This is a genomic window from Rhodococcus sp. DN22 (assembly GCF_036669995.1).
GTDB lineage: Bacteria > Actinomycetota > Actinomycetes > Mycobacteriales > Mycobacteriaceae > Rhodococcus_F > Rhodococcus_F erythropolis.
Genome location: NZ_CP133328.1, coordinates 11,461 through 34,336, shown reverse-complemented (window position 1 = coordinate 34,336; position 22,876 = coordinate 11,461). Strand labels below are relative to the sequence as shown.

The 22,876-nt window shown below is 63.1% G+C and carries 21 protein-coding genes and 4 pseudogenes; 12 read left to right on the top strand and 13 right to left on the bottom strand.

All coding sequences use genetic code 11. The features are described 5' to 3' along the window. Positions 1-3: 3 nt before the first annotated feature. Positions 4-255, top strand: a pseudogene (locus tag RA302_RS31755) (IS1380 family transposase); the annotation flags it as partial. 12 nt (positions 256-267) lie between these two features. Here RA302_RS31755 and RA302_RS31750 read toward each other — a convergent pair. Beyond that, positions 268-1,179, bottom strand: coding sequence for a transposase (locus RA302_RS31750; protein WP_338481244.1), 912 nt, complete (start codon positions 1,177-1,179; stop codon positions 268-270). A 239-nt stretch (positions 1,180-1,418) separates the two neighbouring features. Between RA302_RS31750 and RA302_RS31745 the strand changes: the two genes are divergently transcribed. Beyond that, positions 1,419-1,718 (top strand): integrase core domain-containing protein, encoded by a 300-nt coding sequence (locus RA302_RS31745; RefSeq protein WP_011331517.1) that lies wholly within the window; start codon positions 1,419-1,421, stop codon positions 1,716-1,718. A gap of 54 nt (positions 1,719-1,772) precedes the next feature. Here RA302_RS31745 and RA302_RS31740 read toward each other — a convergent pair whose 3' ends face one another. Beyond that, positions 1,773-2,810, bottom strand: coding sequence for an AraC family transcriptional regulator (locus RA302_RS31740; RefSeq protein ID WP_037127318.1), 1,038 nt, complete (start codon positions 2,808-2,810; stop codon positions 1,773-1,775). 113 nt (positions 2,811-2,923) lie between these two features. Between RA302_RS31740 and RA302_RS31735 the strand changes: the two genes are divergently transcribed. The 6 genes and pseudogenes from RA302_RS31735 (at position 2,924) to RA302_RS31710 (ending at position 6,805) form a co-directional block, all read left to right on the top strand. After that, the gene (locus tag RA302_RS31735) at positions 2,924-3,244 is read left to right on the top strand and encodes a 2Fe-2S iron-sulfur cluster-binding protein (protein ID WP_021334585.1); all 321 of its coding nucleotides are present in this window, start codon (positions 2,924-2,926) and stop codon (positions 3,242-3,244) included. Between the two features lie 19 nt (positions 3,245-3,263). Beyond that, positions 3,264-4,658, top strand: a complete 1,395-nt coding sequence (locus tag RA302_RS31730) for a cytochrome P450 (protein ID WP_021334584.1) — start codon at positions 3,264-3,266, stop codon at positions 4,656-4,658. After that, positions 4,655-5,863, top strand: coding sequence for an FAD-dependent oxidoreductase (locus RA302_RS31725; RefSeq protein ID WP_021334583.1), 1,209 nt, complete (start codon positions 4,655-4,657; stop codon positions 5,861-5,863). The genes RA302_RS31730 and RA302_RS31725 overlap by 4 nt, the downstream gene beginning before the upstream one ends. A gap of 81 nt (positions 5,864-5,944) precedes the next feature. Then, a pseudogene (locus tag RA302_RS31720) lies at positions 5,945-6,315 on the top strand (AMP-binding protein); the annotation flags it as partial. Positions 6,316-6,349: 34 nt separating this feature from the next. Continuing rightward, positions 6,350-6,592 carry a hypothetical protein gene (locus RA302_RS31715; protein WP_021334582.1) on the top strand — a complete coding sequence of 81 codons (243 nt, stop codon included), beginning with the start codon at positions 6,350-6,352 and terminating at the stop codon, positions 6,590-6,592. Between the two features lie 18 nt (positions 6,593-6,610). Then, the gene (locus tag RA302_RS31710) at positions 6,611-6,805 is read left to right on the top strand and encodes a hypothetical protein (protein ID WP_021334581.1); all 195 of its coding nucleotides are present in this window, start codon (positions 6,611-6,613) and stop codon (positions 6,803-6,805) included. Positions 6,806-6,962: 157 nt separating this feature from the next. Here the strand turns inward: RA302_RS31710 and RA302_RS31705 are convergent, their stop codons facing one another. Continuing rightward, the gene (locus RA302_RS31705) at positions 6,963-8,276 is read right to left on the bottom strand and encodes an IS256 family transposase (protein WP_030538128.1); all 1,314 of its coding nucleotides are present in this window, start codon (positions 8,274-8,276) and stop codon (positions 6,963-6,965) included. A gap of 369 nt (positions 8,277-8,645) precedes the next feature. Here RA302_RS31705 and RA302_RS31700 point away from each other — a divergent pair, with 369 nt between their 5' ends. Both RA302_RS31700 and RA302_RS31695 read left to right on the top strand, forming a co-directional pair. Beyond that, positions 8,646-9,119 carry a DDE-type integrase/transposase/recombinase gene (locus RA302_RS31700; protein ID WP_080656781.1) on the top strand — a complete coding sequence of 158 codons (474 nt, stop codon included), beginning with the start codon at positions 8,646-8,648 and terminating at the stop codon, positions 9,117-9,119. 4 nt (positions 9,120-9,123) lie between these two features. Then, positions 9,124-9,663, top strand: coding sequence for a hypothetical protein (locus RA302_RS31695; RefSeq protein ID WP_021334653.1), 540 nt, complete (start codon positions 9,124-9,126; stop codon positions 9,661-9,663). A gap of 12 nt (positions 9,664-9,675) precedes the next feature. Here RA302_RS31695 and RA302_RS31690 read toward each other — a convergent pair. The 9 genes and pseudogenes from RA302_RS31690 to RA302_RS31650 form a co-directional block, all read right to left on the bottom strand. After that, a pseudogene (locus RA302_RS31690) lies at positions 9,676-10,889 on the bottom strand (IS3 family transposase); the annotation flags it as partial. A 201-nt stretch (positions 10,890-11,090) separates the two neighbouring features. Next, a complete protein-coding gene (locus RA302_RS31685) occupies positions 11,091-11,333 on the bottom strand; it encodes a hypothetical protein (protein ID WP_011331503.1) in 243 nt (80 codons plus the stop codon). After that, positions 11,314-12,948 carry an NAD(P)/FAD-dependent oxidoreductase gene (locus RA302_RS31680; protein WP_011331502.1) on the bottom strand — a complete coding sequence of 545 codons (1,635 nt, stop codon included), beginning with the start codon at positions 12,946-12,948 and terminating at the stop codon, positions 11,314-11,316. Before RA302_RS31680 ends, RA302_RS31685 begins: the two co-directional genes overlap by 20 nt. 27 nt (positions 12,949-12,975) lie before the next feature. Further along, a complete protein-coding gene (locus RA302_RS31675) occupies positions 12,976-13,605 on the bottom strand; it encodes a pyridoxal 5'-phosphate synthase (RefSeq protein WP_021334650.1) in 630 nt (209 codons plus the stop codon). Then, positions 13,598-14,782, bottom strand: coding sequence for a PhzF family phenazine biosynthesis protein (locus RA302_RS31670; protein ID WP_021334649.1), 1,185 nt, complete (start codon positions 14,780-14,782; stop codon positions 13,598-13,600). The genes RA302_RS31675 and RA302_RS31670 overlap by 8 nt, the downstream gene beginning before the upstream one ends. Further along, positions 14,779-16,644 carry an anthranilate synthase family protein gene (locus RA302_RS31665; protein ID WP_021334648.1) on the bottom strand — a complete coding sequence of 622 codons (1,866 nt, stop codon included), beginning with the start codon at positions 16,642-16,644 and terminating at the stop codon, positions 14,779-14,781. The genes RA302_RS31670 and RA302_RS31665 overlap by 4 nt, the downstream gene beginning before the upstream one ends. Beyond that, a pseudogene (locus RA302_RS31660) lies at positions 16,641-17,266 on the bottom strand (isochorismatase family protein). The gene RA302_RS31665 and the pseudogene RA302_RS31660 overlap by 4 nt, the downstream one beginning before the upstream one ends. Further along, positions 17,263-18,462 carry a 3-deoxy-7-phosphoheptulonate synthase gene (locus RA302_RS31655; protein WP_021334647.1) on the bottom strand — a complete coding sequence of 400 codons (1,200 nt, stop codon included), beginning with the start codon at positions 18,460-18,462 and terminating at the stop codon, positions 17,263-17,265. Before RA302_RS31655 ends, RA302_RS31660 begins: the two are co-directional and overlap by 4 nt. A 40-nt stretch (positions 18,463-18,502) precedes the next feature. Then, on the bottom strand, positions 18,503-18,979 hold the full coding sequence (locus RA302_RS31650) for a PhzA/PhzB family protein (protein ID WP_030537981.1): 477 nt from the start codon (positions 18,977-18,979) through the stop codon (positions 18,503-18,505). Positions 18,980-19,336: 357 nt separating this feature from the next. Between RA302_RS31650 and RA302_RS31645 the strand changes: the two genes are divergently transcribed. Together RA302_RS31645 and RA302_RS31640 are read left to right on the top strand one after the other, a co-directional pair. Next, positions 19,337-19,666 (top strand): antibiotic biosynthesis monooxygenase, encoded by a 330-nt coding sequence (locus tag RA302_RS31645; RefSeq protein ID WP_021334645.1) that lies wholly within the window; start codon positions 19,337-19,339, stop codon positions 19,664-19,666. An 89-nt stretch (positions 19,667-19,755) separates the two neighbouring features. Further along, the gene (locus RA302_RS31640; RefSeq protein ID WP_021334644.1) at positions 19,756-20,976 is read left to right on the top strand and encodes an FAD-dependent monooxygenase; all 1,221 of its coding nucleotides are present in this window, start codon (positions 19,756-19,758) and stop codon (positions 20,974-20,976) included. Between the two features lie 99 nt (positions 20,977-21,075). Here the strand turns inward: RA302_RS31640 and RA302_RS31635 are convergent, their stop codons facing one another. Next, entirely contained in the window at positions 21,076-22,686 is a 1,611-nt protein-coding gene (locus RA302_RS31635; protein WP_030537982.1) for a cytochrome bc complex cytochrome b subunit, read from the bottom strand. Positions 22,687-22,876: the final 190 nt, after the last annotated feature.

The following is a 22,876-nucleotide window of genomic DNA, read 5'->3' as shown; positions in this document are numbered from 1 at the left end:
TAGGTGAAGCGTACTTCGTGGTCGGCCGGTCTGTCGTTCTCCGCCTGTGATGTCGGGGTGATTTCTCACGCCGGGACGATCGCTCCCCGCCTTTTGGCTGATCGGGTCGGCCTGACCGCCGAACTGTCCAAGGCGATGGCACGCCGCCGGTCCGTCCCGATCCACGACCGTGGTCGCGTGCTGACCGATGTCGCGGTCATGCTCGCCGGTGGTGGCGAGACCATCGCCGATATCCGCGTTCTGCGCCACCAATCCGGCCACGGCAACTCACCGAAGATCAGGCCGCGCCGACCTCAACGTCGCTGGAACGAGGTTAAGTCGGAACCGATTGGTTTTTCCCGAGGATGCGGGAATCGGTGAGGCTCCGCACAACGCGGCGAACGAGGATTCCGATCGAAGCCGTTCAGGATTCGAGCCTGCGGTCACCAGGAGCGTAGCCGTGGTGATCACGGCAAACCCTTTGGTGGCGATCATTGCGGGAGCCACAGTCGAGACAAGCTCCCGCAAGTCTTCCTCGAGCTCCTCGATCTCGCTCGTCAAGTATCGGTGGCGACGCGCCAGACGCCGAAGAGCGTGGCCAGTTGCGGCATCTACCGACGCGGTGGGGGCACAGGGCCTGGTAGCGGCGAGGTCCGCGATCACATCGTGCTCGCTGACTCTCGACCACCGCGTTCGGATCTCCTCCGGGGCGGTGACCAGCAATGACTTGATCTGGCGGATCACGGCCACGCGGGCTTTGACGGCGCTGCGGCGAACGGTTAGCAACACACGGACCTGTTCGACGAGACCGTCGCCAGATTTAGCCGCGGGTAACGACTCCGGGTCGGCCAGTACCTGTTGCGCAGCAGCATAGGCATCGATCGGGTCGGACTTCCCACGTCGTCGTTGCGAGCGTCGGGGACGGATGATCTCGCGGATATAGACCCGCCGCTCCCTGAGGTGTCGGGCGAGTCCGGCGCCATAGGAACTCGTGCCCTCGATCCCAACGAGTTGGATGTTTCCTAGCGACCCGAGATAGGTCAGGAGCCTGTCGTAGCCGGCAGCGGTCGCTGGAATTTGTCGATCGCCGAGCCGCCTGCCGCTCAAGTCGAGGACCGCGACGTGGTGGTTATCGGCGTGCGTGTCGACTCCAGCAACGATGTGGACAGCAGCTGTGGACTCGTTGAGAAATGTTGTCATGATGAAGCCGTGCCTTCCTCCAGAGGGCACATCGGCCAGAGGTCGGGCAGACAAGACGTTGACGGGGCTGACCAGGCTCGTATGAAGTCATGCTCGCCTCTGGCCGACATGCATCGGACAGCGCCACCGCCACCAGCGCGCGGACGGATCAATTGCAAGACAAGCCCTGCGGCCGTCAGTCACCTACAGAGTCACACGCGTCGGCAACGAGGCCCTTCCATCATCAACGTCACCTACTCGTGCACCAGCCCCAACAGGACCTGGTCGCCTCGGTGGGCTCACGAGGCGACTCCTACGACAACGCGATGGCCGAGGCGTTCAACTCGCTGTCCAAGGCCGAGTTGGTCCGCAACCGTCACAAGGGGCCCTGGCGAGCTATCGACGACCTCGAGATCGCTGTCGCCGAGTACATCGACTGGTTCAACCATCGACGGATTCACGGCGAGATCGGCTACGTCCCGCCGGCCGAATACGAAGCTCAGCACGCGGCGGCCGAACCCCAAGCAGAGCCCGTCGACGACCTCGTCGACGCCAGATAACCACCCTCTACAAAACCCGGGGCTTGACACAGGCTTCGTCGGAAGTCGGGCCTGCTACACGTTGGGCATGCCTCGCCTGCGCACCCGGCCTTTCGTGTGCCGGAATTGGCTCGGGGACTGCCCTATCCATCGCTTGAAGGCATGTGAGAAGTTGCTGAGATCGCTGTACGCGAGATCCGCGGCCACTTGGCTGATCGTTGCGGTCGGGTCGAGCAGGCGTGCGATCGCCTGTTCGCGCAGCCAGGACTCGCGGACGTCACGGAAGGTCGTGCCCTCCTCGGCGAGTCTTCTCTTCAGGGTGCTGGTCGAGACCGAGAGCTTGTCAGCAACACGGGCGCTGTGAGCCTCTCCGGGGTCCTCCTCGAGCAGGACCCGCACTCGCTCTGCGAAGGAGATCGTGCCGTGGTGTCGCTCGAGTGCTGTGCGTAGGTCCGCGATCGCGACGCGGTAAGCAACGGGGTCTGCGAAGCGGCACACCTCCTCGAGCGCGTCCTGGGGGGCCTGCACGTACGAGGTGGGCGCGTCGAAGACGACGCGCCCACCTCGGGACTGCGCCCACCCCGCGGCAGACGCCGGCGCTGGCCACTCCAGGTACAGCGTGACCGAGGGCAGGGTCCCTGCGAGCAGGTCCAATAGTCGCAGCACCGTGGACCCGCCGTAGGCGATGACGAGGCGGTCCAAGTCCGGGTCGCGGGTGTGTGCAGTGAGCCCGATGGTGAGGCCACTTCCGTTCGGGTGGACGTGGGGGTGCAGGGCGGTGGAGATCAAGGGCAGAAAGGCGAGCAGTTCCACGACTTCTGCGACCGAGCCCGCGCTCACCAGCGGTACGCTCAGCGGCCCGAAGGAGGTCAGCTGGGAGTGTTCGGCAAAGGCGAAACCCAACTGGGTCGCCTGGGCGCTGTCGAGGTCCGGGTACACCTCTCGGAACCAGCGCACCGGCGCCTGCTGGTCCCGGGCGAGAAGTGCGGTCTCGTCGGTCCCTTCCCGCGCCATCACCGTGCGGAACCGGGCGGCAGCTTCACTGTCGATCACGGAGCTGTTGAGCATCTGCGCGAACGCGAGAGGCGGGACGCCGGGTTCGTACACACGCATTGCACGCACCCCTTGAGCCGAAATCACAACATTCTGACTGATGTGATCATAGCCATACCCCCTGCGTAGTCGCTACGCTTTCATCACGTTTTCGATCGTGAGGAGTCAAGCCAATGGGTGTAGTCACCTTTGTTTCCTACGACGGCGAGAAGTATGAGGCGCCCCTGGACGAGGGACGGTCGCTCATGCAGGTCGCGGTCGACAACATGGTGCCGGGCATCGACGGCGATTGTGGGGGAGAGGCCGCGTGCGGCACCTGTCACGTGATCGTCGACCCGCAGTGGTCTGAGAAGGTGGGTCTATCCGGACCTGTCGAGGAGGAGATGCTGTCGATGAATCCTGAGCGGCAGCCGACCTCCCGGCTGTCTTGCCAGATGGCGGTGTCGCAGGAGTGGGACGGCCTGGTCGTTCAGCTGCCCGAGTTCCAGATTTGATCGAAAGGAAAGTGGATCGATGATTGCGAGCATTGCAGACACGCTGAGCGAGAAGGTCCAGTCGACCCTCCCGATGGGGCTGCAGATCCGGGGCGCCCATCTCTACGACAAGACCCGTCGTTGGGTGACCGGAACGAACGGGCAGAAGATCTTCGTCGAGACCCCGATCCCGCCGGTGGACGAGGTCGAGCTCGCTGACATCGACCTGAGCAACCCCTTCCTGTACCGCCAGGGCAGGTGGAAGTCGTACTACGAGCGTGTGCGCAACGAAGCGCCCGTGCACTACCAGCCCAACAGTCCCTTCGGTCCCTTCTGGTCGGTCACACGGCACGCCGACATCATCGCCGTCGACAAGAACCACGAGGTCTTCTCCGCCGAGCCCTTCATCATCATCGGCCAACCACCCCGGTTCATGGATGTCGCGATGTTCATCGCCATGGACCCGCCCAAGCACGACGCGCAACGGGCCGCCGTTCAAGGGGTCGTCGCCCCGAAGAACCTTCGCGAGATGGAGGCCCTGATCCGCTCGCGCGTCCAGGAGGTGCTGGACGAACTCCCGATCGGTGAGCCGTTCAACTGGGTCGACCTGGTGTCCATCGAGTTGACCGCTCGAATGCTCGCGACGCTGCTGGACTTCCCCTACGACCAACGACGCAAGCTCGTCGAGTGGTCCGACCTCGCCACCGCGATGGAGCAGGCCAACGGCGGACCCTCCGACAACGACGAGATCTTCCGCGGCTTCGTCGACGCGGCGCGAGGGCTCAGTGCGCACTGGCACGACAAGGCGGCTCGGCTCGCGGCCGGCGAGGAGCCCGGATTCGACCTGATCACGATGTTGCAGAGCAATGAAGACACCAAGGACTTAATCGACCGCCCCATGGAGTTCCTGGGCAACTTGATCCTGCTGATCGTCGGCGGTAACGACACCACGCGCAACTCGATGAGCGGCGGTGTGCTGGCGCTCAACCAGTTCCCTGAGCAGTTCGAGAAGCTCAAGGCGAATCCGGACCTGATCCCGAACATGGTCTCGGAAGTCATTCGTTGGCAGACACCGCTGGCGTACATGCGCCGGGTCGCGAAGAAGGATACCGTGCTGAATGGGCAGTTCATTCGCAAGGGCGACAAGGTGGTCATGTGGTATGCCTCGGGGAACCGGGACGAGCGTGTCTTCGAACGACCTGACGAGCTGATCATCGACCGCAAGAACGCGCGCAACCACATTTCCTTCGGGTTCGGGGTGCACCGGTGCATGGGCAACCGGCTGGCTGAGCTCCAGCTGAGGATCCTGTGGGAGGAGTTGCTTCCTCGGTTCGAGGACATCGAGGTCGTCGGTGAGCCGGAGTACGTGCAGTCTAACTTCGTCAGGGGCATTAGCAAGCTCATGGTGCGCCTGACCCCGAAGCAGGACGCATGACGCAGGGGACCGCGCTCGTGGTCGGAGCCAGTCACTCGGGGGCTCAACTGGCGGCCAGCCTCCGGCAGGAAGGCTGGGCCGGCGAGATCGTCCTCATCGGTGACGAGGGCGCACTGCCCTACCAGCGACCGCCGCTGTCCAAGGCCTACCTCGCCGGCAAGAGCACGCTGGAGGAGTTGGCGATCCGGAAGGCGGACTTCTACGCCAAGCAGCAGATCCAGCTGGTCAATGCGCGAGTGGAGTCGATCGATCGCACAGAGCGGCGGGTGATGCTGGCCGGCGGCAAGAGCATGTCCTACGACAAGCTGGCGCTGTGCACCGGTGGCCGGGCACGGCGACTCCCCGTGCCGGGAGCCGACCTCCCGGGCGTCCACTACTTGCGCACGTTCTCCGACGTGGAGCAGATCCGAGAGTCGGCGCAACCGGGTCGGCGAGCGGTCATCGTCGGCGGCGGCTACATCGGACTGGAGACAGCCGCCTCCCTGCGTGCGCTTGGACTGGACGTCACCGTTCTTGAGGCCGCCGACCGTGTGCTCGAGCGGGTCACCGCCCCGGAGGTATCGGCGTTCTACGAGCGCGTCCACCGCGACGCGGGAGTGACCGTCCGCACCCGGGCGCTCGTCGAGGCTTTGGGTGGCGACGACCGGGTCCGAGAGGTCCGGCTGGCCGGTGGTGAAAAAGTCCCAGCGGACCTCGTCGTCGTCGGTGTCGGGCTCCAGCCCAACACCGAACTCGCTGCCGCCGCGGGTCTCCTCGTCGACGACGGCGTCGTGATCGACGACCGGGCCCGTACCAGCGATCACGACATCGTGGCCGCGGGCGACTGCACCAGCCACGTGATGGCGAGGTACGGGCGGTGCGTCCGACTTGAGTCCGTGCCGAGCGCGGTGGAGCAGGCGAAGGTCGCCGCGGCGACCATGTGCGGCAAGGACAAGACCATCGCGGCGCTGCCGTGGTTCTGGTCGGATCAGTACGATCTCAAGCTCCAGATCGCGGGACTGAACACCGGCTACGACGAGGTCTTGCTCAGTGGTGACCCGAGCTGTGATCGCGATCGCGACTTCACCTGCTTCTACTTCCGCGCAGGGGAACTCATTGCCGCTGACTGCGTCAACCGGCCGCGCGACTTCGCCTTCAGCAAGCGGACGCTCTCTCCGGGACTCCCCGTCGGCAGAGAAGCGTTACTGGGTATCGCACCGAGCTGAGCGTCAGCTGGACCACGGGGCCGTCCGACCCGATCGGCGAGCCGTCGACACCGGCTCGCTACCCACCACCGACGGGACACCATGCAGAGCACGATGACGAACGTCCAGCTCACGACGGCAGCCATCCTGCGCCACGGTGCGAGCGTTCACGGCGCGGCGCGGGTGCGGACCTTGCAGCCGGAGGGGAGCGTCAAGATCGGTACGTTCGCGCAGGTGTGACGTCGATCTGCCAGTGGGCGCATGCGCTGCGTGCCTGTGGGGTCGCTGGCGACGAGCGCGTCGCCACGCTCATGTGCAACAACCAGGAGCACGTTGAGGCCTACTGTGCCGTCGCGTCGATGGGCGCGGTGCTGCACACGCTGAACCCTCGTCTGAGCGCCGAGCAGCTCGCCTACATCGGGAACCACGCCGAGGATCGGGGCATCATCGTGGAGGGCAGCCTGGTGCCGCTGTTCCCTATCCGCCAGACTGAGGTGAGACGCTCGCATGACGATCACTGCGACCACTGACGCGGCCATGGAGGCCTCGCGGACCACGCCGACGACCTCGGTGCAGGAGACGGTTGAGTCCCCGCGAACCGGGCGGCCGACGAGGCGGACGTTCACCGCCGAGTACAAGCGGCGCATCGCCGCCGAGTACGACCGGGCCCCGGCCGGGCAGAAGGGCCGGGTGCTGCGCCGGGAGGGCCTCTATGAGTCCAGCGTCAAGCAGTGGCGGGCCCAGATTTAAGCCGGAACACTGGGCACCGTGTCCAAGAAGAGGCCTCGAGCCGGTCAGTCCCCGGAGCAGGCGCGTATCGCCGAGCTGGAAAAGCAGATCGGCAAGCTCGAGGGGGATGCTGCCCGAAAGGACGAGGTCATCGCCGATCGTGATGCCGCGTTGGAGGTCATGGGAAAAGGTGTCGCGTTCTTGGAAGCGCTCTCCAGGAAGAACAAGGAGTGAGCCGGGCGGCCTGGCGCACCTGGCAGGCCGAGACCGTGGACCGGCTGACCGCGCTGCTCGGTGTGGTGCGGGCATTTGCCCTGGTCGGCCGGTCGCGGGCCACCCATCACCGGCAGGCGAACCCGAGGAATCGTCAAATTCTGTGGATTAAGGTGTGTCAGGCGACCTCGGATACCGGCGTGTCCGGTGACGGTTCCGGGGTGATCTCGACGGGTCGTTCGAGGAGCTTGCCCTTGTGGAACAGCGCACCGGCCCGCACCAACGCCACCAGGTGCGGGGCGTTCACGGCCCGCCAGCGGGCCTGGGCGGCCTCGATCAGCTTGTAGGCCATCGCCATCCCCGCCGCCCGCGACCCCGGGCCCTTTGTCACCTTGGTTCTCAAACGCACTGTCGCAAAAGTCGATTCGATCGGATTTGTCGTGCGCAGATGCACCCAGTGCTCAGCCGGATACCGGAAGAACTCGAGCAGCACGTCGGCGTCGTCGGTGATCTTCGCGACCGCCTTCGGGTACTTCGCGCCGTAATCGATCTCGAATGCCTTGATCGCCACCTGCGCCTTGTCGATGTCCTCGGCGAGGTAGATCTCCTTCATCGCCGCCAACGCACCAGGATGAGCCGACTTCGGCAGCGCAGAAAGAACATTCGCCTGCTTGTGAAACCAGCAGCGCTGTTCCCGCGTTTCCGGGAACACCTCGCGCAGGGCCCGCCAGAACCCCAAGGCACCGTCACCGACCGCCAGCACCGGGGCCCGCATCCCACGCCGGCGGCAATCCCGCAGCAGGTCCGCCCAGGACTCGGTCGATTCCCGGTACCCGTCGGAGAGGGCGACGAGCTCCTTACGGCCGTCGGCGCGGACACCGATCATCACCAACAGGCAAAGTTTCTCCTGCTCGAGACGCACTTTCAGGTGAATACCATCGACCCAGAGATAGACGTAATCCGCCTCCGAGAGATCCCGGGCGGCGAAGGCTCTCGCCTCGTCCTGCCACTGCGTCGTGAGGCGGGTGATCGAACTGGCCGACAGGCCGGCACCGGTGCCGAGGAACTGTTCGAGGGCGGGACCGAAGTCGCTGGTCGAGAGCCCGTGCAGGTACAGCAGCGGCAGCACCTCGGACACCTGCGCGGATTTGCGGGCCCATGCCGGCAGGATCGTCGAGGAGAACCGCCTACGTTCACCGGTGTCGGGGTCGACGCGCTTGTCATTGACCCGCGGCGCCTTCACCGCCACCGCGCCGGCGGCGGTGACCACCTCGTGCTCGGCGTGGTAGCCATTGCGGACCACCAGCCGGTGACCGTTGTCGTCGATCTCACCGGCATGCCGGGCGATGTAGTCGGCGACCTCGGCCTGCAGGGCTGCGGCGAGCATCTGCCGGGCGCCGTCGCGGACGATCTCGTCGAGCAACGAGCGGCCCGCGCCGACTGCCTGGCCGGTCTCGTTGGAGTCGTCGTCGTAGTCCACTATCGTGAGCACGGGCGTACCTTCCCGCCAGCGTTGGCGCGCTGGACTTGATCAGAATCCTGTTCGTGTACAGATCATCATCCGGGAAGGTGCGTCCTCCCGGGATCCACAGGTTTCGATCATTCCTCGGCGAACCCGACTCTGCGCCCGTACGGGCCACACCCCAAAGCCCGCCATCCTGCCGAGCTCACCGCCGCCGAGCGCGCCGCGATATTGGAGGTGCTCACCAGCGATGGCTACGCCGATCTGTCCGTGGCCCAGGTGTGGGCCCGCGAGCTCGACTGCACCGGATCCTGGCCGCGCACCGGATGAACGGTGAGCGCCGCCGGCACGCCACCCATCCACCGCGCAAGATTCCCGAACTGGTCACTACCAGGCAAAATGACGTCTGGTCCTCCAGGGGATATCACGAAAATGCGGGGCCCGACCAAGGGCATCTGGTACCACGCTCACGTCGTCATCGACATCTTCTCCCGCTACGTCGTGGGCTGGTGCATCGAGACCGTCGGAGACGGCGAACTAGCCGCTGACCTGGTCGCCGACGCCATCGCCGAGCAAGGCCGAGCACCGGGATATCTCCACGCCGACGGGGGCGCGGCGATGACCTCGAAACCGCTGGCCTCACTCCTGTGCGACCTGGACATCACCCGGTCGCACAATCGGCCCCGTGTCCGCGTACAGGGTGATGTGTTGTTCGGGATACAGGCTCACGTGTCGGTGTTCGACTGGGGTTCATGGTGCCGGTTCGTCGCCGGTGTTGACAAGGTCTCGGCAATCATCACGTATGTCAGCCGCGAACGGGACTTGGTTCCTCACGTACTGGTAGCCGCGAAGCCGGGGCCGGGTCGACGATGAGCGGATGGGGTCGGATCTGTCGAGGTCGACGGTGGTCGAGGTCACTCGCAAGTACGCCAAGCTGTACCTGGCGGCGTCGAAGAAGGACAAGGGCCGGATGCTCGATGAGTTCTGCGAGCTGACCGGTCTGTCCCGCAGCCGCGCCAGGCATGCTCTGGTGGAGGCCGGCTCGCGGGCGCCGAACGTGGTGCGGATGGATCGGCGCAGGTCTCGGCCCCGGAAGTACAGTGCCGACGCACGCGAGGTTCTCAAACACCTGTGGGTCCTGTCCGGGGGCAGTTGTGGTCCGTATCTGGCTGCGCAGATGGTCCTGCTGCTGGATTCGCTGGAGGCCCACGGCGAGCTCGTCGACGGTCGCGGCCACTACAGCCCGTCGGTGCGGACCGAGTTGGAGTCGATGAGCGGTGCGACGATCGACCGGTACCTGCAGGCGATCAAGGCCACCGCCTCGTTGCGGGGGTTTTCCGGCCCTTCCGGATTTCCGGCCCTTCCGGATTTAGAGTGCGTTGATCCGGTTCTGGAGCTGTCCGGAGTGGATGAGTGACCGCAAGATGAATCACCCTAGGTTCTGTGCCGCCTCCAGTTGGGGCTGATCCTCGGTGGTGAGGTCAGCGTAGTGGAGTGTTTCGTATTCGATCGGAGGCATGTGGCCGATGCTGGAATGAAGGCGCTTGACGTTGTACCACTCGACCCAACCAGCGGTCGCGAACTCGACGTCTGTGACCGTCTTGTACGACCCCGAGTGGAAGATCGTCGTTCGGATGCACTCGGTCTTGTACAACCCGTTAGCTGACTCGACGAGGGCATTGTCGTAGGCGTCCCCGACCGATCCGATGGACGCCGCGATGTTCTCGAGTGCCAACTTCTCGGTCAGCTTCACGGACGTGTACTGACTGCCCGCGTCCGAATGATGAATCAGCTCAGCCGCTTTCACCGGATGGCCCTCACGGCGGCGCTGCCACAGCGCCATCCGAAGCGGAATCGTCACCAGGTCCACGGTCTTCGACATCGAGGCATGCCAGGCGACGATCCGCCGGGAGAACACGTCGATGATGAACATCACGTAGACCCACCCGGCCCATGTTCGGACGTAAGTGAAATCGGTGACCCATACTCGGTTCGGTTCCTCGGCCTGGAACTGTCGGTTGAGCAGGTCGCCCGCTCGCACGCCGTCCGCCGATCGGATGGTTGTTCTGATTCCTTTCGCTCGTCGAATTCCGTTGTGGCAGAGCGATTTCATCGCACGATCGACCGCACCGTAGGACACCCCGGGGATCGCGGTCCGGTCCAGATGTACGCGCATCTTCACTCTCCCGTACAGCCCTTCGGGTGTCATCTTCCGCCGGCCGTCGGCGTCGGTGTTCCACACGACCTCCCTGACTGCGTCGATGACGTGGGCGTCGGAGACGGTGCGCGCAGCCGGCGTGCGTACTCGCCATGCTCGATAAGTTCTCGCGGCGATCTTGCAGCCCTGATCGCTCAGGACTCGACAGATCGACTCGACCGCAGAACCGTTGGCACGCAACGAATCTATGAAAGCGATGATCATCGGTTGCGGGGGTCGAGTTCCCCCGCGAAGAAAGTTGTCGCAGCTTTGAGGATGGCGACGTCCTCACGCAGCTGCTTGTTCTCGGCCTTGAGCTTTTTGATCTCCGCCGATTCCTTCGATTCCTTCGAGGTGGTGCCCGAGCGGGAACCCGTGTCGACCTGAGCTTGCAGAGCCCAGCGCCGCACCGTCTCCTGCCCGACGCCGACCTGCTTGGCGATCGCCTCCGCCGCGGCGGTCACCGAGGCGTACTCCGCTCAAACCGTCACCACCACTGCGGCGAGTCGCAGATGGGTCTGGATCAAGCCGTCACAGTGGTCTCGAATCAAGCTGTCATAAACACGACTTGCCGGCTCCAGTTCATCCAGCGCCGTCAACGTGGTGGCGCATGACGTGAGCATGTGAGTGGATCGTCAGTCGGTCGTTTACAGGTCTTCGTTCTCGTTGCAGAGCACGCGGAAGGCGCGGTGGTGGTCTTCGGGGAAGACGAGGACTTTGCGGGCGATTCCGGGGCCGGACAGTTCGGGGCCGGAGATGGTGCTTCGGATTCCGTGCTTTGAAAGTTGTTGTTGGACCAGGCCTACGGAGCTGTCGTTGTAGAGGGTTGCGGCTGCGACGAGAAGTCCGTAGTCGGCGGGTGTGCGGCGGTCACTGCGGAATTGAGGCATGCTCTCGCTCCAGGGACGTGTGGTCATCGCTGCGGAAGGTGAAGTTCGGGTAGTCGGCATCGGCCTCGTCCGCGAGAACGCGCCGGTAGTTGCCCAGACCGGCGAAATAGAACAGGGCCCGGCTGGTTTTTCCTGGAATGTTGGCGCCGAAGATCCAGGAATGGGCTTTCGGGAACAGTGATGCGTTGGCGATGTCGTCGCAGAGTTGCGCCCATGTACGTACGGCGGTCTCGTCGGCCTCGACAGTGGCCGAGCCTTGTGTTTCGGCCTGGCGGATCAGTTCGGTGATCCATTCGACCTGTGTTTCGATTCCTGGCGGCAGGTTCGTGAAGACGCTGTTGGGGCCGTAAACCATGAACATGTTCGGGAATTGGTGCGTGGCGATACCCAGGTAGGCCGCGGTGGTCTCGTTCCAGAGTTCACTGATCGGTGTTCCGTCGCGTCCCGTGAGGTGCATCTTCTTGTATCCGGCGTCGAAGCCGGTGGCGAGTACGAGTAGATCGATCTCGTGTTCGGTTCCGTCCGCGGTGACTACTGCGTTCTCGGTCAGCCTGGTGATCGGGTTGTCTTTGATGCTGACCAGGGAGACGTTCGGCCGGTTGAAAGTTTCGTAGTATCCCTTGTTCGCGATGGGACGAGTGGCGTAATACCCTGAGGGCATGAGCTTTCGGGCTGTATCGGGATCGTCCACGATCGCGGCGATCTTGTCCCGAACGAAATCGGCTGCGGCCAGGTTCGCCGCGGGATCGAAGATGATGTCGTTGAAGGTCCCGAACATGAAGTGGAAGGCATTTCCGCGTTGCCAGCTTTCCTCGAACACACGGGTTCGTTCCGCTTCCGACACCGACGTCGCCGAGACCGTGCTCTCTTCGAATCCGCATCCGACGATCGAATTGCGGACTTGGTCCCAGATGGCGTCGTAGTTGCTGCGGCACCGGTCGAGGTATTCCTGATCGATCGGGCCGTTGCCGGAGGGGATGCTGTACTGCGCGGTGCGCTGGAACACCGTCAACTGCTGGGCGGTTTCCGCGGCGGTGCAGATGAATTGGGTGCCTGTCGAACCGGTGCCGATCACGCCGACTTTGCGGCCGGCGACGTCAAGCCCCTCCGGCCAACGACTGGTGTGCACTACCTGTCCCGAGAACTGTTCGATACCAGGTATTTCCGGTGTGTTGGGTTCGGAGAGCACCCCGAGGGCGGTGATCAGGTACTTGCTCCGATAAACCTTGGAGGAGTCGGTGCGTACTTCCCACCGTGCCAGGGAATCGTCCCACCGTGCGGAGGTGACAGCAGTCTCGAGCTGGATGTCGCGGCGTAGGTCGTGGCGATCGACCACGGCATTGAGATACTCGAGGACTTCTGCTTGTTCGAGATAGCGGTTAGTCCACGACCATTGCTGAAGCATCTCCTTGTCGAAGGAATACCGGTAGACGAACCCTTCGCTGTCCGACTTCGCGCCGGGATACCGATTCCAATGCCATGTGCCGCCGACACCGTCGGCTTTGTCGAAGCATCGCACTGCGAGTCCGAGTTCGTTGCGAAGTTTGTGCAGGGCGTAGATGCCGGCGAATCCGGCGCCGATGACGATCGCGTCCAGTGACGTGTCGGGTTCCATGTCAATCCTTTGTGTAGGACGAGTGTTTCAGGGCTGAAGTCGATCGACGGTCCACCCACGTGGGCCGCGTTCGTAGAGCAATCGGCGGTGTAGGCGCGAGTGGTCTGCTGCCCAGAACTCCACGCGATGCGGTTGGAGTTGGTAGACGGCGAATCGGTGAGGGCGGGCGATATCGGTGTGTTGGCCGAGACTCTCACTGCGTGCGAGCAGCACTTCGGGGTCGCCGAGATGCAGACTCTGATGCGAGGCCGTCGACATGGGTTTGAGGGGTTCGGCGCGCTCGTCCCACACTTTGTCGGCGATCGCGGCGCTGAGTTTGAGTACGGGACCGGAGATGATCAGTTGACGGGCGAGTTCGCGCCAGTAGAACAGGCCACTTGCCCACGAGTTCGTATGCAGATCGCGTGCTTTCCTGCTTGTCGTATGCGTCGAGAAGGACAATCCGCTAGCGGAAATGTCGGTGACGGCGACGGTGCGTTGAGAACAGCGGCCGACGCTGTCTGTCGTGGCCAAGGACAGCGCGAGTGGCTCACGGACCCCGGCGATCTCAGCTTGCTCGATCCATATCTGGAACAGGTCCAGCGGCGTGGGTGGTGGATCGGAATATTCCAGGAATGGGCGAGCGGTTCCGGTGATGGTTTCGTATTGGCTACTCATGGTCGGTGCCTCGATCGGATCCGAGGTACAGGGTTGCGTGCGCGATGGTGATCGCGTCGCCTCCGACCAGTGCGGAGGCGAGCTTGCCGGTGTGAGGATCGATGTCGGCGCAGGCGTGCATCACGGAATGTCGTCCGAGTTCGACACCTTGGTGGATGCGGAGGTCATGGCCGTATTCGATCCGTCCGTGACGCGCGAGGTGGATGGCGATCGGGCCGGCGGCTGATCCGGTGGCGGCATCTTCGACCACCCCGTAGGCGGGAGAGAACATCCGGTTTCGCCAGACCCCGTCGAGGTCTTCGGCGATGCAGTTGATCGCCATGTTCTCGAACTCGGACAACGCACGGTGGTCCGGGCGCAGAGCAGAGAGCGCCTCGATGCTCTCGACGGTGACGATCGTGTGGCGTGGGCCGTTGTCGTAGGTCTCGATCGGAAGTGCGCTTGCGTCGAGCCCCAAGGCTGCCAACAGTGATCTCTGTTCGGTGTCAGGCATTGGCGACCACGTCGGGAGTGGTTGCTCCATCGTGACGCGGAAGTAGTCGTCGACGGGCTCAGCTGTCATCGGGACCAGACCCACCGCGGTTTCGAACGCGAGCTCCTTCGCACCTGTCTGAGCGGCAACAGCGGCAGCGGTACCGAGGATGGGGTGCCCGGCGAAGGGGAGTTCGTTGACGGGGGTGAAAATTCGAATCCGCGCAGTCGATTCTGCCGAGTCGGCCGGCAAGACGAAGGTGACCTCGGACAGATTCAACTCTGCGGCGATTCGCTGCATCGTCTCCGTCGCGAGCGAGTCTGCGCCGAAGAACACCGCGACCGGATTACCGCTGAGAGGCGTACTGGCGAACGCGTCGACGACGCAGTATCGGAGAGTGCGCCGAGAACTCTTGGGTCGATGCTCGATGGAGGCGTGGACCTCGAAGTCCTTGCGGTGAGCACGTTCTCGTTCGAGGAGTTCGACGGCCGGCCCAGCCGGGAGCTTGCCCGCCGGGCGATCGTCATCCCAGAGCAGTATCGCTCCCCACCGCCGCGCTCCTCGATCGTGGATCCAGTATTTGGCAGCCAGACCGGGCACCGAGCGCCACGCCTCGACAGCTGCGGTGTCGGTCAGTTCATTGAGGTGGGTCACTGACGGGTCGTCGTCTGCCTGGAGGTCCCACACGATGTATTCGAGTTTCACGTCGAGAGCAGCCTTTCGGACATGAGAGCGAGGATGCGCGGCCCGTTCACGGTCAGGATCGACTCGGGGTGGAACTGAACGGACGCGAAGTGAGGCCCTTCGAGGGCGTGGACCGCTCCGGTGGCGGTGTCCGCGGAAACAGTGACCGGGCCGACGCCCGCGACATTGATCCGACCGGAAGCAGTGCGTGCTTCGAAGGTGTTGTAGAAGCCGACGTTCTCGCTCTGTCCGAAGATCTCGACGCGCGCCTGTTTACCCTGGTTCGGCTCAGCTCTGCGGGCGAGAGGGAGACCGAGACGCGAGGCCAGGATCTGATGGCTCAAGCAAATCGCGAGGAACGGACGCTGTGTCGAGAGCAGGTCGTCGATCTGTGTTCGGAGGTGCACGATCTTCTCGTCATCGACATTTGTGGGATCACCGGGCCCCGGCCCGACGATTACCAGATCGTGGTCACTGGTGGTGTACATGTCGTCGAATCGGCGCACGGTGACCGTCAAACCGAGGGAGCGCAGCTGGTGGTCGAGCATCGCGGTGAACGTGTCTTCGGCATCCACGACGAGCGCCTTACGTCCGTCCAGTACCCGGGAGCGGACGTCGTGGGAGTAGTTCGGCGACCAGAATCCTGCGATCTGGTTATTGCGATGCGCCAAGGCGGTGGTGATCATCGGGTGGCGATTCCAGCTGGCATGGGGTTTGCTGTGCCCGAATGCCGCGAGAACCGACTGCGCCTTGGCGTGGGTCTCGTAGACTTCGGCCGCAGGATCGGAATGCCGAACCAACGTGGCCCCCACCGCCACCCGTACACGCCCACTGTGCGGCTCGATCGCCGCTGTACGAATCAGGATCGCCGAATCGAGAGTGGGTGCCCCGCCACCGGATCGGGTGATCAATGCCGCCACACCGCTGTAGTAACCGCGACCGGTCGTTTCGTAACGGGCGATGACCTCCGTCGCGCTTTCTACCGGGCTTCCGGTCACGGTGGGCGCAAACATCGTTTCCCGCAATACTTCTCGCGGGTCACGGTGGGTCTGCCCCTCGATGAAGTACTCAGTATGAGCGACCCACGCCATCTCCTTGAGGGCCGGTCCGTGGACTCGAGTCGTGCCGGGCTCACAGATGCGGCACATCATCTTCAGCTCTTCGTCGACCACCATGTACAGCTCGTCGGTTTCTTTGCGGTCGTCGAGGAACTGTTGGACTCCGTCCAGGGTCGGCCCGCCGGGTGGATAGCGGTAGGTTCCGCTGATCGGGTTCATCACGGCTGTGCCGTTGTCGAGTACAACGTGTTGTTCAGGTGATGCGCCGACGAGTATCAGGTCCTCTGTGTGTACGAGAAAGGTCCAGTAGGCGCCGCGTTCGTTGTCGAGGAGTTCCCCGAACGCGGACAGAGGGACTGCCGGGTTGTAGGGGGTGCACTCGGCGGAGAATTCGCGCTTGATCACGAAGTTCGCACCGCGTCCGTTGCCGATCTCCTCGGACACGATCGCGGCGACTTTCCGTGCGTAGTCGGCGTCGGAGCTGTCGAAGTGCCCGCCGGTGAGGGCGAAGGAGCGGCGCGGGAGTTTGTCGAGCACGCCGCTCAGCGGGTAGTCCTGCTGCTCGTCGATGGAAATCGCGAGCAGCGGTGCACCGTCGTCGTGGGCCGGATAGCCACGTTCGCGTATTTGACGATAGGGAAGAAGGACGAATACGTCAGCGGTCGTGGATATTTCCTCGATCAGCTCGTGCTGCCGTAGCTGCCCGGACAACGCGGTGACGGTGCGAGCACCAGTGGCAGGGTCGGTGCGGCAGATGAGGGCGTACACCGAGCGGTTGCCGGCCAGGATTTCGGTCAGAAGGTCGGTCGAGGTCGGAAGGCTCATCGCTCGGTCACCCACTTCGTGGCGACTACCCGTGCACAGCAGCGTGCGGTGTATTCGAGTGTCTGGCGGTGATCTGCGGCCGTGAAGTCGGCGACCGCGTCACCGACGAGGAACACCTCGATGTCGTGGGTGTACGCATCGAGGGCAGTGGCAAGGATACCGACATGGGCGTACACACCACACAGGACAAGTTGAGTGCGTCCGTCCTCACGCATGCGGGTGAGCAGGTCGGATCGGTGGAAAGCGCTGTAACGCCACTTGACGAAGGGCCACGCGTCGTCGCCGAGTTCGAGTTCCGGGACAAGTGCTCGGTCCGCATCGGTGGTCTGCATCCCCGGGCCCCAAAAATCGCGCAACAGTCCGCGATCGGTGACGCTCATCCTGCCCGGCTGCGCGGTGTAAGCCGTGGCCGCCCCTGCCCGCTGCGCCCAGGAATGCAGATCGCGCACATTGCCCACGATCTCCGAACGCATCGTTCCGGGAATGGAGACAGAAAATAACGTTGCATGTCGTGGATGAGTAACGTCGCCTGCTGCGGCCGGATATCCCAGTCCACCAATGCATCCGGCATCTCACCTGGACTGGGCAGCAGGTACGGCTCGACAGTGAGATCACCACTCATGACGGCGTCTCCACTGCTCGGTAATGTCGTGCGAGCATCTCGCCCCAGGCGTGCACCACGGCAGCAGTCTGCTCCGGGTTCAGCCGCGGATCGCACAGTGGACTACTCGGCCGAGCAGAGGCGAGATCTGCACTCGACCAGACGCATTCGCTGACATCGGCCAGGTGGGTGGTCTCGAGATGTAGCCCGTGCACCCGCGTTCCGGTCTGATCGGCAACACCGACGAAGCCCGTCATCTCGTCGATGACGTCGTCGACGACTCGGGTCTTGGTGCCATCCCCTGCACTGAGTGTGTTGCCGTGCATCGGATCGCAGATCCACAGCACACGGTGCCCGGCCGCGCGAACTGCACTCATCAACGCCGGCAGTCGAGTACGGATGTGTTGAGCGCCCATCCGTGTGATCAAGGCGAGCTTGCCGGGTTCTCGATAGGGGTCGAGCCGAGAACACAGCGCTACGAGATCGCCTTCGGTAGCTGTCGGGCCGACTTTGCAGGCAGAGGGGTTGGCGATGTGCGCCAGCGTGGCGACGTGGGGACCGTCGACGTTGCGCGTACGTTCATCGATCCACGGCCAGTGCGTGGAGGTGAGATACGTGCGTTCATCGCTTCCCGAGCGCATCATGGGGTGTTCGTAATCGAGTAGCAGCGCCTCGTGGCTCGTCCATACTCGATCCTCCAAGGCCCGCCCGCGGTTGAAGCCGGCGATGGTGGCGGCGACTTGCTTCGACGTCAGGTACCCCATCAGGATCCGGAGCGGATCCGGCGTCCGGCTGACCTCGTCGCTGTCGGGCAGGTTCACCATGTGACCCCGGTAGGTGACCACTTCGCGATCACCGACGGTTTCGGTTGCCTTGGAGCGAGGTTTGGCGAACTGTCCTGCGATACGACCGACCTGAACAACAGGAAGGCCGGTAGGTGTTGCCACTGCGCCGGCGCTTGCAGTGAGTTGATCAAGCTTGCGGTGGACGTGGGCGGGTGTGCAGTGCGCGGGGTCTTCCGCACAATCGCCCATCTGGAGAACGCTCGCGTGGCCGGCCTCGACGGCACGCAGGCGTCGAGCGAGTTGGTCGGTTTCGACCGGACTTGCAATGACAGTGGTCGTCTCGAGCACGTTGCGCACGAGGTCGAGTTGGGGATGGTCTTGCCACGGCGGTTGGTGAGAATTCACCGTCGACGTCAGTGCTGAGGGGATCACGAATCACTCCGCTAGGTCGGATTGCTGGGGCCGGTCATTGTCAGGTCGGAATTCCCTCGCGGATCACGTTCGGTACCGCTATGCCCAGCGCACGGAACTGCTGGCAGGGATTCATGAATTCGCGCTGCTGGCTGATCTTCCCGTCCACGAAGCGGAAGAAATGAATGAAATGATTCTCGTAACGACCTTCGGGATAGCCGGTGAATCGGATGATTCCGGCGCCGTCGCACTCGACCCAGAAACGATCGGGATCCTGTGTATCGAAGATCTCGATGTTGAACCATGACCAGTCCGGGAAGCACTCGAGCGACCACACGGCATGTTCAGCGAGTCGATCTCTTCCCTTGATCATGATCGGTTCGCCGGTCTCGGTAGTCCACAGGCCGCCCTCGCCGTCCTGTGTGAACAGTTCGTGTCTTCTCAACCGATCGAGGCCCCGTGTCTGCATATAACGAGCGACCGCGCTCCGATTCCTTGAACGTGCCGCTTCTTGCTCGGGGCCGAAAACTTCGTACATCGCATGACCTCTCGGAATGTGCACATGCCTGAAACTCGGAAAATTACTGAGTGGCAACGATTTCGATTCGCCGTGCGCACGATCCGAACGGGTGCGCCGTTGACTCGGTGGTAACTGACGCCCTAACGATGACAGTATGGCTCCGAGATCTGCAACGATATGACGCCTCACTGAAGATGCGCGCAAGCGTTGCATCAGATCTGTGCTCGCGAAAATTGTGACGAATCAAGTGATTACGCGCCAGCGTGTCTGATGAATCACCAATGATGCTCGCGAGGACGGGTATTCGGCGCGGAAAGCTGTCTACGTCTCTCTCGAACCCTAGCCAACGCAGGAACGGCGGATTACCGTAATGGCATGACTGAGACAGTGATTCGTGAAGGCGACAAGGTCGCAACATTCATCAACATTCTGGAACTCAAGGACCCGGCGAAGCAGCAGGACTTGATCGATGTCCTCAACGAGGGCACCGAGAAGGTCATCAAGCACCAGCCCGGCTTCATCTCGGTGAATCTCTTCGCCAGCCGGGACGGTTCTCGTGTCGTCAACCTGGCCCAGTGGAGCAGCCCTGACGACATCAAGGCCGTGGCCACCAATCCCGACGCGCAGGTCTTCGCGAAGAAGGCCGCAGAGCTTGCCACCCCGGCACCAGGCCCCTATTCGGTCGCCTCGGTGACACAGGCCTGATCAAGACCAACATCCACCACAGAGCCCAGGCGGGAACCACCGGTTCCGCCTGGGCCTTCTCTTTGTCGGCACCCGAAAGGACTACAGCGATGGCCAGCAAAGACCTGACCACGACACGCCCCCGGATCAGTATCGCCGGGGCCGGGATCGGCGGATTGTCCGCCGCTCTGGCCCTGCACGAGCGAGGCCACGAGGCTGCGCTGTTCGAATCCGCACCCGAGATCGTTCCCCTCGGCGTCGGGATCAACGTCCAGCCCACCGCGATCGCCGAACTGTCCAGACTGGGCCTGGCCGATCAGCTCGCGAGGATCGGCGTTGCCACACAGGCTCATCGATACGTCGACCATCGCGGGCGGACCCTGTGGACCGAACCCCGAGGAATCGCAGCGGGCCACGACTATCCGCAGTACTCCGTGCACCGGGGTCACCTGCAGATGATGCTCCTCGACGCGGTAACCGAGCGACTCGGGCCAGGAGCCGTGCACTCCGACGCCCGGCTGTCCAACATCTCTGGCAGCGGCGAGACGGCGATACAACTGACCGTCGTGAACTCGGACGGCCGAAGCCGCACACTCGACACCGACGTCCTTGTCGGAGCAGACGGGCTGCACTCGACCGTCAGGCGCTGGCTTCATCCTGACGAGGCGCCGGTCAGCGTCGCGGGAACCACCATGTGGCGAGGATTGGCCGACCTGCCGTACACGTTTCTCGACGGCGTGACAATGATCATCGCCAACGACGGCACCGGCACTCGCCTGGTGGCGTACCCCTGCAGCGAACAAGCGAACGCAGAGGGGAGGACCCTGCTCAACTGGGTCTGCTTGACTCCCTCCGACAGACGAAGCCCGAGCGAAGACGAGCGCACCGGACTCGTCAACGCACTCGCAGAATGGAATTTCGACTGGTTCGACCTGACAGAGTTGGCAGCCCGCTCTCCGCAGGTCTCCGTGTACCCGATGGTCGACCGGGATCCGTTGAGTCACTGGGGCTCCGGCCGGGTGACGCTGCTCGGCGATGCGGCGCACCCGATGTATCCGATCGGGGCCAACGGAGCATCCCAGGCGATCATCGACGCCGGCGCACTGGCAGAGTGCTTCACACGCGCAACCGACCCTGTCTCGGCACTGCGATCCTACGAAGCGATGCGCATCATCCCGACAACAAGCATCGTTGAGGCAAATCGGGCGATGAACGAGTCCGAGAAGAAGACAGCCTCCCGCGCCGGCGATCCTGCCGCCGCCCCAGCCCCGCGCCTTCGTGAAATCACCACCGAATACAGGACTGTGGTCGACCGCTCCACCGCACGGTAAAACCGGCAAGAAGGACTCGACGTACGGCCAGCCGTGACCATGCCGAACTGCGGGGCGCCCCTGATTCCAGGAGCGCCCCGCGGTGTCGTTTGCGTGCGGTTAGTCGGCCGATCCGGTGATCTGACGTTGACTGAGAGTGGCAAGAAGTTCGTGCTCGGACTCTTCCTCCGCGCGGCTCAGTGCTTCAACTTCGTCCTCAGGGTCCGGACCCAAAAGTGAACCGGGATAGGGTCGTCCCGCGGCGCCGAGCTTGTTCATCCGCTTGGGAACTGCCGCTCCCTGATATTCCAACGCCTCGCCGTCGCGTCCGAGTGGCTGATGCGTTTCCAGATAGGCCCCTGACGGCAAGCGTTTGATGATGCCCGTCTCGATACCGTGCTCGAGGACCGCACGGTCGCTGCGCTGCAGCCCGATACAGAACCGGTAAGTCACGAAATACGCTATCGCAGGCAAGACGATCACACCGATTCGTCCCGCCCAGGTCATCGCGTTGAGCGATATGTGAAATTTCAGCGCGATGAGGTCGTTGACACAGGAAATCGTCAGCACGACATAGAAGGCAATCGCCATTGCCCCGATTGCCGTACGCACCGGAACGTCGCGGGGGCGTTGCAGAAGATTGTGATGGCTGTCCTCACCGCTCAAACGCTTTTCGATCCACGGATACGCAATCATCAGGACGAACACCGCACCCATTGCGAGTGCAACCCAGAATGCCGAGGGAATGGTGTACCGGTTGAACAGATAGATCTCCCAGGCCGGGATCAGGCGCGCTATACCGTCGGTCCACATCATGTAGAAGTCGGGCTGGGAGCCTGCAGAAACTTGCGCAGGGTTGTATGGGCCCAGAACCCAGATCGGATTGATCTGCAACAGGCCACCCATCACGGCGAGTATCCCGAAGACGAGGGCAAAGAAGGCGCCCGATTTCGCCGCGAACACCGGAAGGATTCGGACGCCGACGACATTGTTCTCGGTGCGTGCAGTCCCCGGGAATTGTGTGTGCTTCTGGTACCAGACAATCGCCAGGTGCGCTGCGACAAGAGCAAGGATCAAACCCGGAAAGATGAGCACGTGCATGACGTAGAGCCGCGGGATCAGCAACGTCCCCGGGAACTCACCACCGAAGATGGCCCAATGCAGCCATGTACCGACGACGGGTATGGCCATCGTGATTCCACCGAGCGGCGAGCGCAATCCGGTACCGGAGAGCAAATCATCCGGCAGGGAGTATCCGAAGAAGCCCTCGAACATCGCCAGAATGAGGAGCAGGGATCCGATCACCCAGTTGACTTCACGGGGTCGGCGAAACGCACCGGTGAAGAAGATGCGCGCCATATGCACGATCATCGACGCTGCGAACATCAGTGCGGCCCAGTGGTGAACCTGGCGGACGAACAATCCTCCGCGCACTTCGAAGGAAATATCGAGTGAGGTTTCGTATGCACGCGACATCACCACCCCGTTGAGCGGTTGGTATGCCCCCTGATAGATGACCTCGGCCTGTGAGGGGTCGAAGAACAATGTCAGGAACACGCCTGTGATGAGCAACACCACGAAGCTGTAGAGGGCGATCTCGCCGAGCAAGAAGGACCAATGAGTGGGGAATACCTTGTTGATCTGACGGCGTAGTCCTGGTGCCAAGTGAAAGCGCGAATCGACCTCATCGGCCTGCCTGCTTGCGACCCTGCTGACGAGGGAACTCACAATCGCCTCCCGAAAATTGGAGCGAGATGAAAGCGCCGACTCTCTGAAACGAGACATGAGTCGGCACACTGGAATCCGAAATAGTCTTACACCTTGTAGTACTGCCCGAAACCGCGTCGTCGCATCACTAAAAAGGTTCGCGAAAAGTTCGGCCAGAGTGTCGATTTCGGCTTCCTGTCGTTCGACATATATA